This is a genomic window from Gallalistipes aquisgranensis (genome assembly GCF_014982715.1).
Taxonomy (GTDB): domain Bacteria; phylum Bacteroidota; class Bacteroidia; order Bacteroidales; family Rikenellaceae; genus Gallalistipes; species Gallalistipes aquisgranensis.
The window spans coordinates 958,023-974,120 of sequence record NZ_JADCJY010000001.1; the positions used below are offsets into that span (position 1 = coordinate 958,023).

Sequence of the window (16,098 nt, forward strand, 5' to 3'; positions counted from 1 at the left end):
CTGCAAGGATGGATATCTGACGGCTGGTTTCCTGCCGTCATGAGGGAGTTTTATACCGATTTTTTGAAAAGAAACTGCTTTTTATTCTGTCTTTTGGTGGTTAAGTGTCTTGTATGTTAGGCATTGAACGATCATAGGCGGCAGGATTTAAAAAAGAACGAACTAACTCAAATGCAACCTAAATTATGATGAATCTGAACAGATGCAAAAGACGTATGCGCTCTTTTGGTGGGCTCATACTTCTGTTGTTGTTTGCCGTCCATGCCGGATCGGGAATGAGGGCGTATGCACAGACATCTCGCCCGGTGACCGTGAAAGGCAAAGTGGTGGACAGTGAAAATCACCCTGTCGTGGGGGCGAATGTACTGATTAAAAACTCCACTCGGGGCGAGGTGACCGGAAAGGATGGCTCTTTCGAAATCAAAGCCGTTCCCACCGATGTCCTCGTGGTAAGTATGATCGGTTATGTCCCGGTTGAAAAGCCCGTCGGTCATGCGACATCGTTTGTCATTACGCTGAAAGAAGATCAGATGAAGATCGACGATGTAGTGGTGATCGGATATGGTGAACAGCGTCAGAAAGATGTGACGGGAACAATCTCCACCGTCAAGATGGACGACTTGGCTAAAGCTCCGGTCATATCGTTCGATCAGGCTTTGCAGGGACGTGCGGCTGGCGTGGTTATTTCCAGTAATGACGGTCAGCCCGGCAGCGGCATGAATATCGTTATCCGGGGTGCCAATTCGCTGACCCAAAGTAATTCGCCGCTCTATGTGATCGACGGATTTCCTATGGAGGATTTCGTGGCCTCTTCGTTGAATCCTGCAGATATCGCCTCGATCAATATTCTCAAGGATGCCTCCGCTACGGCCATTTACGGTTCCCGGGGCGCCAACGGTGTGGTCATTGTCGAGACTAAAAGCGGCAAGGCCGGACGAGCCAAAGTAACCTACAATGGGTCGTATGGATTCCAGACACCGTCCAAAATGATGGAACTGATGAATCCTTACGACTATGTCAAATACATTACGGAGCTGATACCCAACACCGGCACCACTTTTTTCGAAAACCAGAACCGAACGTTGGAGGATTACCGTACAGTACCGGGTGTAGATTGGCAGGATATGTTTTTCCGCACGGCAGCCATTCAAAACCATTCCGTGTCGGTGAACGGGGGGAACCGGCAGACTCGCTATGCCGGATCGCTCTCCTACTCCGGCCAGAACGGGATTATTGAGAATTCCGGGTATAAGCGTTATCAGGGTCGATTCCGGTTCGACCAGGAGATCGCCCGGAATCTGAAAGTCAATCTCAATTTTTCCTATACATCCGAAAAGACTTCGGGAAGCACGATTTCGACCGAGGCATCATCGTCGAACTCATATATGAGTTACATGATGTATCGGGTATGGACCTTTCGTCCCGTACTGCTCGACGGACTGACCCTGGACGACTCCTTCGAGGATGATTCGTCGCTCGGTCTGCTCAATCCGATCAAATCGAATGAAAACGAATCGGTCAACGCGATTCGGAACACCCTGCAGGCTAATGCGAAAATTTCCTGGACAATTCTTCCCGGGCTGACTCTCAATGTGAGCGGAGGTTATTTTTATCGGAATCTGACAGATAAGCGTTTTTACAATCATTGGACGTATGCCGGTTATACGGGTTACGGAAGTACGAAAGGTGTGAATGGCCTGTTCAACAATGCTCAGATGAAGCAGTTTCTGAATGAAAATACGATCAATTATACCAAAACGATCAAGCGCAAGCATGTGATCTCGGCAGTGGGAGGCTTTACCCTTCAAAGCGTGACTAACGAGAGTTATGGTTACAAGACCCAGCAGATTCCCTGGGAGGGATTGGGTATGAGCGGTATAGATAACGGCGTTCCTTACGAGACCTCCGCTGCGCCGTCCGAATACCGGATGATGTCGTTTTTGGGACGAGTCAACTACTCTTACCGGTCCAAATATCTGTTCACCGTTTCATTTCGTGCCGATGGATCGTCCAAATTCGACCATGACAATCAATGGGGATATTTTCCGTCGGGGGCTTTTGCCTGGCGGCTCAAAAACGAAAGATTCCTGCGCAAGTCGAAAGTGGTTTCCGATGCGAAAATACGTGTAAGTTGGGGGCGGACAGGCAACAACCGCGTAGGGAGTTACGCTTCCAAAGGTGGCGTCAACATAACGGATACTTATTCGTTCGACAATGCCACGCCCTCCAAAGGCTTGTCTATCCGGGGATTCGACAATCCCGACCTGACTTGGGAGACGACCGAACAGACGGATTTGGGATTCGATCTCTCGCTGTTCAACGACCGGATTGGCATCACCGCGGACGTCTATCGGAAAACGACCCGGGATCTGCTGCTCAATACCCGCATTCCTTACAGTTCGGGATTGACTACTGCAATGCGTAACGTGGGAAAAGTGCGTAACGACGGTTTGGAAATAACGTTGAATACGGTTAACATCAAAAAGAGAAATTTCGAATGGTCGAGTGATTTCAATATCGCTTTCAATCGCAGCAAGGTCCTTGCGTTGGCGGACGGGCAGGATTATTTCTTCTCGTATGTCAATTTTACAGGAGATTTCAACAACACCCCTCTCTATATCACACGTGTCGGCGGACCGATGACCTCCTTTTTCGGGGTTGTTCATGACGGAAATTACCAGGTGAGTGATTTCGATGAAATCGCCCGAAACGTGTACCAACTCAAACCGACGATTGCTACCAACGGAAGTTCGCGCGAAACCATTCAGCCGGGATATATCAAATACGTGGACCAGAATGGCGACCGGACCATCAATAACGACGACCGGATTGTGATCGGGCGTGCGCTCCCGATTCATACGGGCGGATTCAACAACAATTTCCGGTATGAAAATTTTACGCTCAATGTGTTTTTCCAATGGAGTTACGGCAATATGATTATGAATGCCAACCGGCTGATGCTGGAGGGTAATGCCATGCACGCCAATATCAATCAGTTCGCATCCTATGCCGACCGCTGGACATTCGAGAATCAGGATGCCCCGAATTTCCGGGCTGGCGGCGAAGGGCCCCGGGGAATCTACTCCACCCGTACGCTGGAGGACGGATCGTATCTCCGGTTGAAAACGGTACAACTCGCCTATCATATTCCGAAGCCTTTCTTGAAAAAGATCAAAATTGAATCCGCTAAAGTTTATGTCTCCGGGCAGAATCTGTTCACTTGGACGGACTATTCCGGGCTGGACCCCGAGGTTTCGACGAAATACACAGCCCTGACCCCCGGGTTCGACTATTCATCCTACGCCCGTAACCGGATTTTCATGTTGGGTTTGCAGGTCAATTTCTAATTTTAAATTAAGGGAATATCATGGATATCGGAAAGAATTTCATATCGGATATGTGTTGTAAGTTGGCGGTGGTGGCAGGCGCTATGCTGATGTTCGCCTCCTGTTCCTTTCTCGATGTGGAACCTCAGGACTTGATCGAATACGACAAATTTTTCAAAAACGAAGAGGAGCTCGAAATGGCCTTGACCGGATGCTACCGTCAGTTGGCTAGTAACGATCTGTATGGAGATATGTTCCAGGGACGTATGGGGTTGACCGCTGATTTGGGTTACTGTACCCAGTCCACTGACATGAACACGGTGGCCTTCAATACAATTACCGTGTCGGATGCCAAAATACTCGGATATTGGAAACGATTGTATGTTGTGATCAGCCGGGCCAATTTGTTGCTCAAGAATGTCGACAAGGTGGATATGGATGTGACCCGCAGGGGATACATTAAGGGTGAGGCCCTTTTTCTTCGTGCCTATGCCTATTTTTTGCTGGTGAATAAATTCCGGAATATCCCTCTTATCCTGGACGTTCCTCCTACCAGCGATCCCGAATATCTGCAGGTCGCTCAGAGTTCACCTGAAACGGTTTATCGTAAAATCGTGGCGGACATGAAGGAAGCGGGTGATCTGGTCCGCCCGATTTCTGCGGTCGAGGGAGGAGGACATGTCACCCAGTCAGCCGTCTGGGGTATTCTGGCGAGGGTCTGTCTCTCCATGGCCGGAGAGCCGCTTCGGATAACCGAAATGTATGCCGAGGCAGAAACGTATGCGAAGAAGGTGATCGATACCGGATTGCATCGGCTCAATCCCAAATACGATTCGATTTTCATCAACTATTCACGGGATATTTACGACCCGAAGGAGAGTATTTTTGAAATCGAATACTGGGGAGATAATACCGGACTTTATTATACTGCCGGTCGTGTCGGCCGTAATACGGGTATCGCCTCGTCGGTCAATTCACCCATCGGACAGTGCATTGCCATTATCCGGGCGACGGATTTTGCCTATCATCTTTATGACCGGGACGACCTGCGTCGTGACTGGTGTATTGGAAATTTTACCTATGTCAATAATTCCGACCAAAAGAATTACATGGCGGAAGGCAGTAATATGTGGATTCGCTACTGTGGTAAATTCCGTCGTGAGTATGAGGTTTCCAACAGCAAGGCGGGGATGGCAACAGCGATCAATTTCCCTGTGTTACGCTATGCCGATGTGTTGCTCATGTATGCCGAGGCGCATTTGTGCAATCCCGAACGTGATCGCGGACAGGACGATGCGGCCCTCGATTATTTCAACATGGTTCGTCGCAGAGGGCACGGAACTGATGTCGATGTGCCGGGAGAGTTCGATTATGAATGGGTTTCGGACACGGAGTTCATGAATGAAATCCGGGATGAACGGGCCCGGGAACTGGCTTATGAATTATTGCGCAGGGACGACCTGGTACGATGGGGTATGTACAACGATCAGATGAGATATATTCATTCGACTGTTCCCTCGAGTATGGTGTGGGAAAAGTATGCCAATGCATATTTCGGCAATGTTTCCGCCCGGGATGTGGTATGGCCCATTCCGGCTTATGAGATCGGAGTTAATAAAAAACTGGTACAGAATACCGGTTGGTAAAATCTTGCAGACAATGAAAAATTACAGAAGGAAAATAAGACGGGTCCTGTTCCCGACCTTTGCATTGATGATGGCAGGGATGCTCGTTTCCTGCGATAAGGAGAGAACGGCATCGGCTCCTGAATTGTCGGTGACTGCTTCCAAAACGACCGTGACAGAGGGAGAACCGGTGCGTTTCTATCTGAACGGCCACTCCGATTACCTGCTTTTCTTTTCGGGGGAGGATGGTAGTTCCTATGATTACCACGATATTCCTCGGGTTTATCCGGCATTCCTGAACCTCTCTTTCTCAACCCGGCTCGAAGGCGGGAACCAGCTCTCAGATATTCTTTCAGTCAAATATTCGTCGGATTTTTCCGGTGAGTACACCCGGGAGGCCGTACGTGCGGCGACCTGGACGGATATTACGGATAAGTTCACTATCCCTTCGAAGATCGAATCGACTCAGACGCCCTCGGGTACGCTGGACATGAGTGAGATTTTCTCTCAACAACAGGAGGTCGTTTTTCTCGCATTCGATTATAAGGTGGCTCCGTTTACAGGCAGTAACGACCGGACGGTGGTTTATATCTATGATTTTGCTGTCAATGCGGTTTCGGAAATAGGCGTGTCGACGGTGATGGATCAATCCACCGTTAACTGGCAGATGGTCCGTTTCGGGGAAGGTTTCGACGAAGACGCTTTCGGACCCAACAACAATGCCACTCGATTGTGTCTCAAATGCAGTCCTCAGCCGGCTGCGGAAAGGGAGGTGTATGCCATAAGTCCGGCGATCAAACCGGCATCCGAGGTCAATATGGGGCCGGATACGGGGGTTACGCTCAAAAGTTATGTCGATGAATATCCCGGTAGTCACGAATATACGTTCGATCGGGCCGGAGAGTACGACGTTACTTTCGTCGCCGTGAATGGGGCTGTCAACGGGCGGAAACAAAAGACCGTGACGATCCGGGTCAAAGTCGATCCTGCTGCCGATACGGAAGCGGAGGGAGAGACCGTTCCATCGGAAAAGGAGGAGTGGTAAGCCGGTCTATTTGTCCAATACAAAAAGTTTGAACGATGAACAGATTATATCAGAATATATTTTCGACAGTAGGGGTATGCCTTTTGCTGGGGGCCTGCACAAAGGAGATTCCCGATATGGCCATGAAAAATGTTTCCGATGGTTCTGAAGTGACCTTCGGAGCGTTCGGTGTCGATACCCGTACGACGGTTACCGATGGTCCCGCTGTATTGACGACCGACTGGACGGAGGAAGATTCGGTCGGTATTTTTGCCGAAGCCATACCTCAAGATGGCTATGCACTCGAATTGGGAGCCAATTTCAGATACGATGCCGTTCCCGGTACAATCGCTTCGAAATGTGATTTCTTGGCTCATGATGCTTCCCGGAACTTGAAATGGAGGTATGCTTGCTCTCACACGTTCTATGCCTATTACCCTTTCAAAGGAGCGGAAAACGGAATGACGGCGGCCAAGGTCCCGATGAGCTTGGCGACCGATCAGATGCAGGAAATGGCCGGTAGTACGGCTCATCTTGGGAAGTACAGTTTCATGAAAGCGAATCCGGTGAGCCGTGTTGCTGGAGATGAATCGAAAGTGTCTTTGTCGTTTTACAATGTTTTTTCGGTCGTTGAGTTGAAAATCAAACTGGCGCCCGGAATGCAGGATGTCTCCATTTCCGATCTTTCGCTTTCTTCGGAAACCCGGAACCTCACTTGTGTAGAGGGGAACATTGACTTAACCTCATCCATTGAGGAGGAGTGCGAGACTATCCCTTTCAATGTTACAGAGGGCATCGGGAGTGTTTGCATGACATTTAAGGAGAATCCGGTCCTCTCTTCGGCGGAAGAGACAAGCATCTTCCTGACAGTTCTTCCCGGAATGCACGATGCCGGTTCGCTGACACTTGTATTGACTACTGCCGGAGGGATAAAGGCATCGACTGTGATCGAAGATGCGGTGACTTTCAAGTCCAACAAATGCCATACACGCAGTGTCGTGCTCCGGTCCGATGATTTCGAAATTCCGGAAGAAGTTAGGGAAATCACGGTCACTTCGGCGATAGACACCGACTACAAAATCGTCCCGATGGCAACGGGCACGATTTATACCTCGAGAGATTACACCATTAAGAATATCCCGACCCAATTTGCCGGCTGGCAGATGGCCACCTCTCCCCATAATGTGCGTTTGGGGGGTATGATACATGCCGGGACAGCAGGCAAAGTCTATATCATCAGCCGGTTCAACCGTATCGCAGCCATGCAGAAGGCCGGATGGACGAATGAGACTCCCCTCCCCTCGTCCGATACTGATGTTCAAAGTCTGTACGAAGACACTTCGACGCCCACGGCTTTGATCGTGTGGTCGAAGTTGGCCGGGGCAGGAGAGTATATTCCCGTACCGCCTCTCATCGACAGCTATTTCGGTGGACTGACCATTATCGCTCCGGTTATTACGTCGGCGGAGCGGTCTGAGGATGCGCAATGGATCGAAGTGCATTCGTCCACGGAAGCAGAGTATGTTCCTAAAATGCTGGCTACCGATCCTATTTATACGGACCGGACGCAAACGGTTCAGGGTATTCCTTCCAAATATGCGGATTGGATGATGGCGACTACCGGAACCAAAGTGAAACTTGCAGGAACCATTACAACGCCAGTCCCCGGTAAGGTATACCTGTTGACTCGTTTCAATCGTATCGCTGCTATGCAGAATGCCGGGTGGACCAATGTGACCGAACTGATAACGGGTGAATTCGATGTTAAAAGTTTCTATGAGACGACGGCGAAGCCGACCGGATTGATTCTTTGGTCGTACGATGCCGCAGCCAATGTTCCGGTTGCTATTCCGGGTAACACGACCGACGCTTCGTTCGGCGGATTTGTACCCATTGCACCCTATATCACCGTACCTGTCGAAAAGTAGAATAAAAACGTTGTCGTATGAATACTAGAGATAAATTGACCTGTTGCTGGGCTTTGCTTATGACGGTAACCGTTCTGAGTTGCAGCGGAACCAAGCCGGAGGACTTCCGGCCGGAAGGCAATTCTCCTTCCGACACTTCGTCAGTCCGGCCGGAAATTGTGATGACCATATCAGGTGGCAATCCACAATATAAAGTTGTAGAGATCGACCAAGACCCGCTTTATACGGATCGTGCATATGTCGTCGGCCGTAATTTGCCTGCCCGTTTTAGGGGGTGGCATATGGCTACTTCTCCGGTAAAAGTGAGGGCTGGAGGTAAAATGAGGCTTGATGCGCCCGGCCGAATCTATGTCATGACCCGCCTCAATCGAGGTCCGATCATGGATATTGAAGGGTGGACTATCGAAACACCCGACAATCCGGACGATCCGGACATCATCCGTGAAAGTACCGAAACGGGCGATCCTCTGGTCATCTGGTCGCGGAAAGTACGGGCCGGTCAGGAGATAGATATTCCTCAGCCGTCCGATACCTATTTTGGCGGTTTTATTCCCATTGCTCCCTCGATCCGATTGGAGGGTGCACCGACCGTTTTCGTTCGAGGGGAATTGCTCGACATTCGGTCCGTCGCTGAGGGGAAAGAGATATATCCTCAGCATACGAAGTTGCTATTTGCAGACATTCCTGCGGAGATAACCGGTATGTGGTATGCCACGTCCCTGAAAGAATTGCGCGGGGTGAAAGAGGTTGCCTGCGATCAGCCTGCCACTCTGCTGGTCGCGGTCAACCGGACGGATGACATTGCCGGCTGGAACCCGACCGGGAATACGCTAAACATCGGCGGTCGGGATTATGGCATTTACAGCCGTCGATATGATACGCCTTATGAATGGATTCTCGTACCGGAAGGGGATTCCGGGCAGGGTTCTCCGCTTGTATTCGGATCGGCGATACAGGTGTACGATCCACCCTCTGTCCCAGGGACAGTCATTGCCAAAGCCGCCCGGCTCAAAACGGATAAGGTGACCAATCCCAATCTGGTGATACTTCCCGACGGAAGTTATCTCTCTTCGGCCTATGGATTGCTCGGTGGAAGGGGGCCTGCCTTTTATCACTCCACGGACCGCGGATTGACTTGGAATCCGATCCATGGTAACGACAACGCGACGATCAATTTCGATAAGGTATTTCTTGTGGGAAAGGTATTGTATCAGTTGGGAACGGATTTTTCGGCCGGAAACAACATCGTAATTCGCAAGTCAGTTGATAATGGGGTGAGTTGGAGTCCGTTTTTTACACTGTTCTCAGGCGAGAACTTCCTGGCGGCCCCTACCCCGGTTACGATTCATGATGGAAGAGTCTGGCATGCATTCAATACGGCTCCGGTCGGATTAAAAAAAGGTACATTTATAATATCGGCTCCCGTAGATTCTGATCTGACGGATGCCTCCAACTGGACCCGGTCAAATACCATTACGTGGGTTTACGAATGGCAGCCCGATTCGTTTGCCAATTGGGAAGAGGGTAATGCCATTGTAGGACCGGACAACCGGATGGTGATCGTCAGCCGTATTGACGAAAGCAATTTTGTTAAACCCCTGCATGATCGTGCGGCGATCATCCGAGTATCAGATCCTTCGACGATCGCTTTCGATCCCGTGAATGATATCGTTGACTTTCCGGGTGGAGGTAAAAAGTTTACGATTGGCTTTGATTCCGTGAGTAAAAAATATTGGGCTTTAGTCAATCCCACTTTGCCCGAGGATAAAGGGAAAAAACATTCCGGTATCTATGCAAAGGGAATCAGTGCCGGCCTGCAACGTAACCGACTCGCCCTGATCTCATCGTCCGATTTGCGGAACTGGACCACGGAACATATACTTATCTCCAGTAACAATCCGTTTTTTCATGGATTCCAGTATCTGGATTGGGTTTTTGACGGAGACGATATCATTGCCGTCGTTCGAACTGCATTCGAAGAGGAACGGGGTTTGCCCGTGCGTCAACACGATGCCAACATGTTGACTTTTCTCCGGGTGAAAAACTTTCGGGCGGCGGCAACGTTCAATCCTACAATCGAAATAAGGACAGAAGGACTCGACTGAATTAAACAAGGCCCCTATATGTCAATCATATAGGGGCCTTGTTTGCGATCTCAATCGAGGTCCGGATAGAGGAAACGCTCACTCCAATGTTATCACACCTCGGGCAGGACGACGAATACCGACCCTGGGGTATGACAGTACGACGCTGCGACACTGCTCGGTGGTGTTTCTCTTTGAACGTTTTTATCAGGGGACCAAACGGGAAGGCTCGGCGGGCTGAGGCAGACTTTGGCTCTGCTCAAAGCTGTGACCGACAGCAACGGTCGGGCTTATTTTCGCGCGGAAAAGTACGGGGACGAACACCGTTGGATTCACACCTGCCCCCTTTTTCGCAAGACATCGAGCGGTATTCGACACACAATCCGTTCTCCGCTATTTTTTTAGTTAATTATTTTCCTTTGGAAATTTGTTTCAATGGAAAATAATTGTATCTTTGCAGTGATTCAAACATTGTAAACCGGAAAGATCGTATGAAACACGTTATCATCGGAGGCGTCGCAGGCGGCGCAACGGCTGCGGCCCGGATTCGCCGGGCAGACGAAGGGGCTGAGATTGTCCTGTTCGAAAAGGGAAAATATATCTCGTACGCCAACTGCGGGCTGCCGTACTATATAGGCGGTACGATCGCCGAACGGGAAAAGCTTTTCGTGCAAACCCCCGCTTCGTTCGGCGGACGGTTCAATGTCGACGTGCGGGTGGAGAACGAAGTCATCGGCATAGACATCGCCGCCAAAAGCGTCGAGGTACGCTGCGCGGACGGATCGACTTACACCGAACGCTACGACAAACTGCTGCTTTCGCCGGGAGCGTCGCCCGTGCGTCCGTCGCTGAGAGGTATCGAGATGGAAGGTATCTTCACGCTGCGTAATGTGGATGACACCGATCGCATAAAGAATTACGTGACCTCGCGCCGCATAGAGAGTGCTGTGGTTGTTGGTGCCGGATTTATCGGATTGGAGATGGCCGAAAACCTGCATCACGCGGGTGCACAGGTCTCCGTGGTGGAGATGGGCAACCAGGTGATGGCTCCGGTGGATTTTTCGATCGCTTCGCACGTACACCAACATCTGTTGCAGAAGGGTGTGCGTCTCTATCTGGAGCAGAGTGTCGAGCGGTTCGAAAAGCAGGGCGGCAAAATAGAGGTATTCTTCAAAAGCGGAGAAAGTGTCGTGACCGATATCGTTATCCTGTCGATCGGTGTGCGTCCCGAAACTGCGCTGGCTAAAGCGGCCGGGCTCAGAATCGGCGAGACGGGCGGCATCTGGGTGGACGATTATTTACAGACCTCGGCGTCCGATGTCTATGCCGTGGGCGACGCCATCGAATTTCCGCATCCGCTGACGGGCAAGCCATGGCTCAATTACCTGGCCAATCCGGCTAATCGTCAGGGTCGTATCGTGGCCGACAACATGGTGTTCGGTAACACGATCCGGTACGAGGGGGCGATCGGAACCTCGATCGCCAAGGTATTCGATATGACAGTGGCCTCGACCGGGTTGGCAGCCAAACGCCTCAAGCAGTTCGGCATTTCCTATGCCAGTTCCACGACCCACTCGGCTTCGCACGCAAGCTACTATCCCGACGCGCTGCCACTCACGATAAAACTCACGTTCGACCCGGTGAGCGGCAAGCTCTACGGCGCACAGTGTGTAGGCTATGACGGGGTGGACAAGCGTATCGACCAGATCGCACTGCTCATTAAGCGCGGCGGGACGGTGTACGATCTTCAGCAGGTGGAACACACCTATGCCCCGCCCTTTTCCTCGGCCAAGGACCCGATCGCTATTGCAGGCTATGTGGCTGGCAACGTCATAAGCGGAGCGATGCCGGTGACGACATGGCGGCAGGTTGCAGGAATGGATCGTAGCGAGGCCTTGTTTCTGGATGTTCGCACACGCGAAGAGTTCGCCTTCGGGTCGATTCCCGATGCGATGAACATTCCGCTCGACGAGCTGCGCGGGAGAATCGACGAACTGCCGCGCGACAAGGACATCCATCTTTACTGCGCAATCGGATTGAGGGGCTATCTGGCGCTCAAGATTCTGATGGGGTGCGGGTTCACGCGCGTTACGAATCTGTCAGGCGGTTACAAGACCTATGCCACGGCGACCGCTCCGATCGTAAGTGCAATGGCTTCCGCCAGTTCCTGCTGCACAGCAGACGTGGACACACAGCGCGTGAATACGAAGTGTGCGGGCGGACAGGTCAAGACGGTGAAGATCGACGCCTGCGGATTGCAGTGTCCCGGGCCGGTGATGAAGATCAAACAGGCGATCGACTCGATTTCGGAGGGAGAACGTATCGAGATGGTGGCCACTGACGCGGGTTTCTCGCGCGACGCGCAGGCTTGGTGCAACACGACCGGAAACCGGCTGATCTCCAATTCGGAATCGAAAGGTAAATATACGGTGGTCATAGAGAAAGGTTCGCCCAAGGCGTGCGAAAAGGCGGCTCCGGGCGGCGGAAAGGCCAAGACGCTCATCATGTTCAGCGACGACCTGGATAAGGCGCTGGCGACATTCGTACTGGCTAACGGAGCGGCAGCTACGGGTCAGAAGGTGTCGATATTCTTTACGTTTTGGGGCCTGAACGTCATTAAGAAGACGGTGAAGCCGAAGGTGAAGAAGGACTTTTTCGGGCGGATGTTCTCCCTGATGCTACCTTCGTCGTCGCTCCGCCTGCACCTTTCGAAGATGAGTATGCTGGGCGTAGGAGACCGCATGATGCGCCATATCATGAAACACAAGGGCATCGACTCGCTCGAATCGTTGCGCCAGCAGGCTGTCGACAACGGTGTGGAGTTTATCGCCTGCCAGATGTCGATGGACGTGATGGGCGTGCAGCGCGAAGAGCTGCTTGACAATGTGACCGTAGGCGGTGTTGCGACCTATATGGAGCGAGCCGAAGAGGCGAACGTAAACCTCTTTGTATAGATATGGTCGGGAAATTGAAGCGATTTTGGCTGACCGGACTGGGAGTCCTGGGCGGCATGTTGGGAGGTTGGCTCTACCATAGTTTATGCGGGTTGTGACGGAGGTACGTGCCCGATCATATCGTCGCCCGTGCTGAGCGTACTCTGGGGTGCCGTGATGGGAGGCTTATTGTTCAGTATGTTCCAAAAAGAGAAGTGAGAAAGATGCACTCTGAAGAAATTACGGCCTGTAGCAACGCACAAACGAATCATAACGATAAAAACGAAAAGAATATGACAACGATCGAACTGACTAAGGCGGATTTTCTGAAGAAAGTCGCTGATTACGAAACTAACCCGACCGAGTGGAAATACCTCGGCGATAAACCGGCGCTGATTGACTTTTACGCTTCGTGGTGCGGCCCCTGCAAAATGGTGGCTCCGATCCTCGAAGAACTGGCTGCCGAGTACGGCGACAGCGTAGCGATCTACAAGGTGAACACCGAGAAGGAACCGGAGTTGTCCGTTGCGTTCGGCATCCGTTCGATTCCCTCGCTGCTGTTTGTCCCGATGGACGGGCTGCCCCAGATGGCACGCGGCGCGATGAGTAAGGCCGATTTCCGGCAGGCGATCGACGAAATATTGCTCCATAAGAAGTAGTGCGATGGCTTTTGCCATAGATAAGGCCCGGTGCCCGCAGAACCATCCTTGTCCGATGCTGCCGATGTGCCCCGTCGGGGCGATCTCGCAGGAGGGGTACGGACTTCCGCAGATCGATCCCGATCTATGTGTAGAGTGTGGCAAATGTGTGAGGATATGCGGTATGCGGGCGGTTTATAAAAAAGACGAAGATCATGGAAAAACTGTGTAAGATTCGGGACATCCAGCGGGCGGTCAACCGTTTCGAGCAGGATTTCGAACGCAAATACGGAATCTGCCTGAACGAAGGCATGGTACTGTGTTCTCTGCTTAAAGTGGATAGCCTGTCGGCAGGAGAACTCGGCGAACTGCTCGGATTGAGTCCGTCGAATGCTTCGAAAGTGATCCGTTCTGTAGAGGTCAAAGGATTTATCGAGCGAATTTTAGGCGACAAGGACAGGCGGCAGATGTATTTCTCACTGACGGAACGAGGCAAGGAACTGATCTTGTCTTTGAAATGCGACGAGATGGAAATACCGCCGCTGTTGGACGGACTTCTGTAAAAGTAGATTTCGCGAAATGATAGAACGAACTAAGAAGAAGCGAACGATACTGTGCTGGGAGTGAGTCGTGTCGTTTGAGCGGTCGATGTCGAAGGCAGGGCTGCGACGGCTTGTCCCAAGAGGCACGATAAATGTACTATAACTGGGGAAGATACGTTATATAATAAAACGCGATACGATGAAAAAGAGAACGGTAGAACTGGTTATGGCGCCGCCCGAAACACATTGGGTCGGCGACGGATTCCGGGTACATAACTTCATTCCCGGCGGCTACCATCTGGAGATGGAGCGCATGACGCCATTTATTTTGTTGGATTACAACTCCAAATATACTTTCGAACCCTCCGAACGCCCGCTGGGCGTCGGCGTACATCCGCACCGGGGTTTCGAGACCGTGACCATCGCCTACAAGGGGCGCGTGGAGCACCACGACAGTCACGGCGGCGGAGGTATCATCGGCGAAGGCGACGTACAATGGATGACAGCCGCCGGAGGCGTGCTGCACAAGGAGTACCACGAAAAGGAGTGGAGCCGTCAGGGCGGCGAGTTCCAGATGGTGCAGCTATGGGTCAATCTGCCCGCTGCCGACAAGATGTCGCAGCCCAAATACCAGGCGATCACCAACGCCATGATGGGCAAGGTGCAGCTTGCGGACGGAAAGGGAACGGTCGAAGTGATCGCCGGAGAATACGACGGCGTCTGCGGACCGGCTTCGACCTTCACGCCGATCCACCTCTATAACCTCCGGCTCAAACGGGGCGGGAAGGTCGGCCTTTCGTTTCCGGCGGAGTACAACACGGGGCTGCTGGTCATCGAGGGTTCGGTGCGCGTGAACGGCGAAGAAGCGCCTACGGACCATTTCGTGCTGATGGACAACGATGGCGAAGCGTTCGAAGTGGAGGCCGGTGAGGATGCCGTCGTACTCGTGCTGAGCGGGGAGCCGATCCGAGAACCCATCGCGGTTCACGGCCCCTTCGTGATGAACACCCGCGAGGAGTTGATACAGGCATTCGACGACTTCAACAGAGGGAGGTTCGGACACCTCGAAGATTGAAGCATATGTGGATAAGGGGAAAGTTCCGGGCCATGTGGTCCGGAACTTTCTGTGTCCGGTCAGCTTAGGATCATGCCCGGACGTCACGGATCGTAGTTGTAGATGAGGATCACGGAGGGTTCCTTCGGTTTGCCATCCTTATAATATTCGTGCAAGGCGTACAGCATCCATTGGTAGGTCGCGGCGCGGAAGTTAATAAAAATGGACAACTCGGAGGTAAAGGCCACAGCCCCGACGAAAGTATTATGCGCCATCATTAATAGTTGGTCCATATGCCGATAATGCAAGGAAGCACTTCTTTTCCTGTCAAGGTATCGGTCGATTTGCATAATTTCATTTGCTAATTTCATTTCTAAGTTAGTCTATTCGGTCACTCCTTTTGAACAAGAGATAATTAGCGAGTGAATGAGGTAAATACCTCGACGTTATTTACACGTTTCAATGATAAAACCGTTCCTCCTTCACGCTTCCGTCCTTGACGCTGCTGTTGGTGACGCCCGATTTTGATTTGTTGAACTTGTAGGTGATATTGAAGGTGAAATACCTGCCGAAAGAGCGCGTCCACGTGTTTTGGATATAGTCCGAGTACATGGCTGTCTTGTGGCCAGAGTTGCGGTTGAGGATGTCGTAGGCCGTGAAACTGAGTCCCCCCGACGCTTCAGTATCTTGCAACCCACGGCAACGTTTAGTGTCTGATTGTCCAGGTTGTAGGAGTTACCGCCGAAGCGTTTGTAATACGAAAGGCTGTACGCGGCGTTGAGATAAAAACGTTTGAAGATATTGATAAGTTCTGTGCTGGCCGATGCTCCCTGCTATAAGGATTGGTGTCGTTGAACCGGGACGCAGTTGTTCGATGGACGGAAGTTGAACGCCTGTCATATACTGGACCAACAATTGTTTGGTCATCTTCGATGACGAGAAGG

Annotated in this window: 12 protein-coding genes; 10 read left to right on the forward strand and 2 right to left on the reverse strand. The window is 51.5% G+C overall.

Annotation, left to right across the window (positions count from 1 at the left end; genetic code table 11):
* Positions 1 to 305 precede the first annotated feature (305 nt).
* The 10 genes from INF32_RS03595 (at position 306) to INF32_RS03645 (ending at position 15,175) form a co-directional block, all read left to right on the forward strand.
* A complete protein-coding gene (locus INF32_RS03595; protein WP_226387045.1) occupies positions 306 to 3,347 on the forward strand; it encodes a SusC/RagA family TonB-linked outer membrane protein in 3,042 nt (1,013 codons plus the stop codon).
* Positions 3,348 to 3,367: 20 nt separating this feature from the next.
* Entirely contained in the window at positions 3,368 to 4,972 is a 1,605-nt protein-coding gene (locus INF32_RS03600) for a RagB/SusD family nutrient uptake outer membrane protein (protein WP_226387046.1), read from the forward strand.
* A gap of 13 nt (positions 4,973 to 4,985) precedes the next feature.
* Entirely contained in the window at positions 4,986 to 5,996 is a 1,011-nt protein-coding gene (locus INF32_RS03605) for a DUF5017 domain-containing protein (RefSeq protein WP_226387047.1), read from the forward strand.
* Between the two features lie 35 nt (positions 5,997 to 6,031).
* Positions 6,032 to 7,903, forward strand: coding sequence for a fimbrillin family protein (locus INF32_RS03610; RefSeq protein WP_226387048.1), 1,872 nt, complete (start codon positions 6,032 to 6,034; stop codon positions 7,901 to 7,903).
* 17 nt (positions 7,904 to 7,920) lie between these two features.
* Positions 7,921 to 10,008 carry an exo-alpha-sialidase gene (locus INF32_RS03615; RefSeq protein WP_226387049.1) on the forward strand — a complete coding sequence of 696 codons (2,088 nt, stop codon included), beginning with the start codon at positions 7,921 to 7,923 and terminating at the stop codon, positions 10,006 to 10,008.
* Between the two features lie 470 nt (positions 10,009 to 10,478).
* Entirely contained in the window at positions 10,479 to 12,941 is a 2,463-nt protein-coding gene (locus tag INF32_RS03620) for an FAD-dependent oxidoreductase (protein WP_226387050.1), read from the forward strand.
* A 203-nt stretch (positions 12,942 to 13,144) separates the two neighbouring features.
* Positions 13,145 to 13,579 carry a thioredoxin gene (gene trxA / locus INF32_RS03630; protein ID WP_226387051.1) on the forward strand — a complete coding sequence of 145 codons (435 nt, stop codon included), beginning with the start codon at positions 13,145 to 13,147 and terminating at the stop codon, positions 13,577 to 13,579.
* Positions 13,580 to 13,643: 64 nt separating this feature from the next.
* Complete coding sequence (locus INF32_RS03635) at positions 13,644 to 13,790, forward strand: 4Fe-4S binding protein (protein ID WP_226388094.1); 147 nt, start codon at positions 13,644 to 13,646, stop codon at positions 13,788 to 13,790.
* Positions 13,774 to 14,121 carry a MarR family transcriptional regulator gene (locus INF32_RS03640; RefSeq protein WP_226387052.1) on the forward strand — a complete coding sequence of 116 codons (348 nt, stop codon included), beginning with the start codon at positions 13,774 to 13,776 and terminating at the stop codon, positions 14,119 to 14,121. Before INF32_RS03635 ends, INF32_RS03640 begins: the two co-directional genes overlap by 17 nt.
* 178 nt (positions 14,122 to 14,299) lie before the next feature.
* On the forward strand, positions 14,300 to 15,175 hold the full coding sequence (locus tag INF32_RS03645; protein ID WP_226387053.1) for a pirin family protein: 876 nt from the start codon (positions 14,300 to 14,302) through the stop codon (positions 15,173 to 15,175).
* Between the two features lie 83 nt (positions 15,176 to 15,258).
* Here the strand turns inward: INF32_RS03645 and INF32_RS03650 are convergent, their stop codons facing one another.
* Positions 15,259 to 15,447 (reverse strand): hypothetical protein, encoded by a 189-nt coding sequence (locus INF32_RS03650; protein WP_226387054.1) that lies wholly within the window; start codon positions 15,445 to 15,447, stop codon positions 15,259 to 15,261.
* Positions 15,448 to 15,613: 166 nt separating this feature from the next.
* Complete coding sequence (locus INF32_RS03655; RefSeq protein ID WP_226387055.1) at positions 15,614 to 15,847, reverse strand: hypothetical protein; 234 nt, start codon at positions 15,845 to 15,847, stop codon at positions 15,614 to 15,616.
* Positions 15,848 to 16,098 lie beyond the last annotated feature (251 nt).

Excerpts from the sequence above, each read along its gene's own strand:
- INF32_RS03600 (WP_226387046.1), top strand. The coding sequence starts at position 3,368 with ATGGATATCGGAAAGAATTTCATATCGGATATGTGTTGTAAGTTGGCG.
- INF32_RS03605 (WP_226387047.1), top strand. The coding sequence starts at position 4,986 with ATGAAAAATTACAGAAGGAAAATAAGACGGGTCCTGTTCCCGACCTTT.
- INF32_RS03610 (WP_226387048.1), top strand. The coding sequence starts at position 6,032 with ATGAACAGATTATATCAGAATATATTTTCGACAGTAGGGGTATGCCTT.
- INF32_RS03615 (WP_226387049.1), top strand. The coding sequence starts at position 7,921 with ATGAATACTAGAGATAAATTGACCTGTTGCTGGGCTTTGCTTATGACG.
- INF32_RS03620 (WP_226387050.1), top strand. The coding sequence starts at position 10,479 with ATGAAACACGTTATCATCGGAGGCGTCGCAGGCGGCGCAACGGCTGCG.
- trxA (WP_226387051.1), top strand. The coding sequence starts at position 13,145 with ATGCACTCTGAAGAAATTACGGCCTGTAGCAACGCACAAACGAATCAT.
- INF32_RS03635 (WP_226388094.1), top strand. The coding sequence starts at position 13,644 with ATGTGCCCCGTCGGGGCGATCTCGCAGGAGGGGTACGGACTTCCGCAG.
- INF32_RS03640 (WP_226387052.1), top strand. The coding sequence starts at position 13,774 with ATGGAAAAACTGTGTAAGATTCGGGACATCCAGCGGGCGGTCAACCGT.
- INF32_RS03645 (WP_226387053.1), top strand. The coding sequence starts at position 14,300 with ATGAAAAAGAGAACGGTAGAACTGGTTATGGCGCCGCCCGAAACACAT.
- INF32_RS03650 (WP_226387054.1), bottom strand. The coding sequence starts at position 15,447 with ATGGACCAACTATTAATGATGGCGCATAATACTTTCGTCGGGGCTGTG.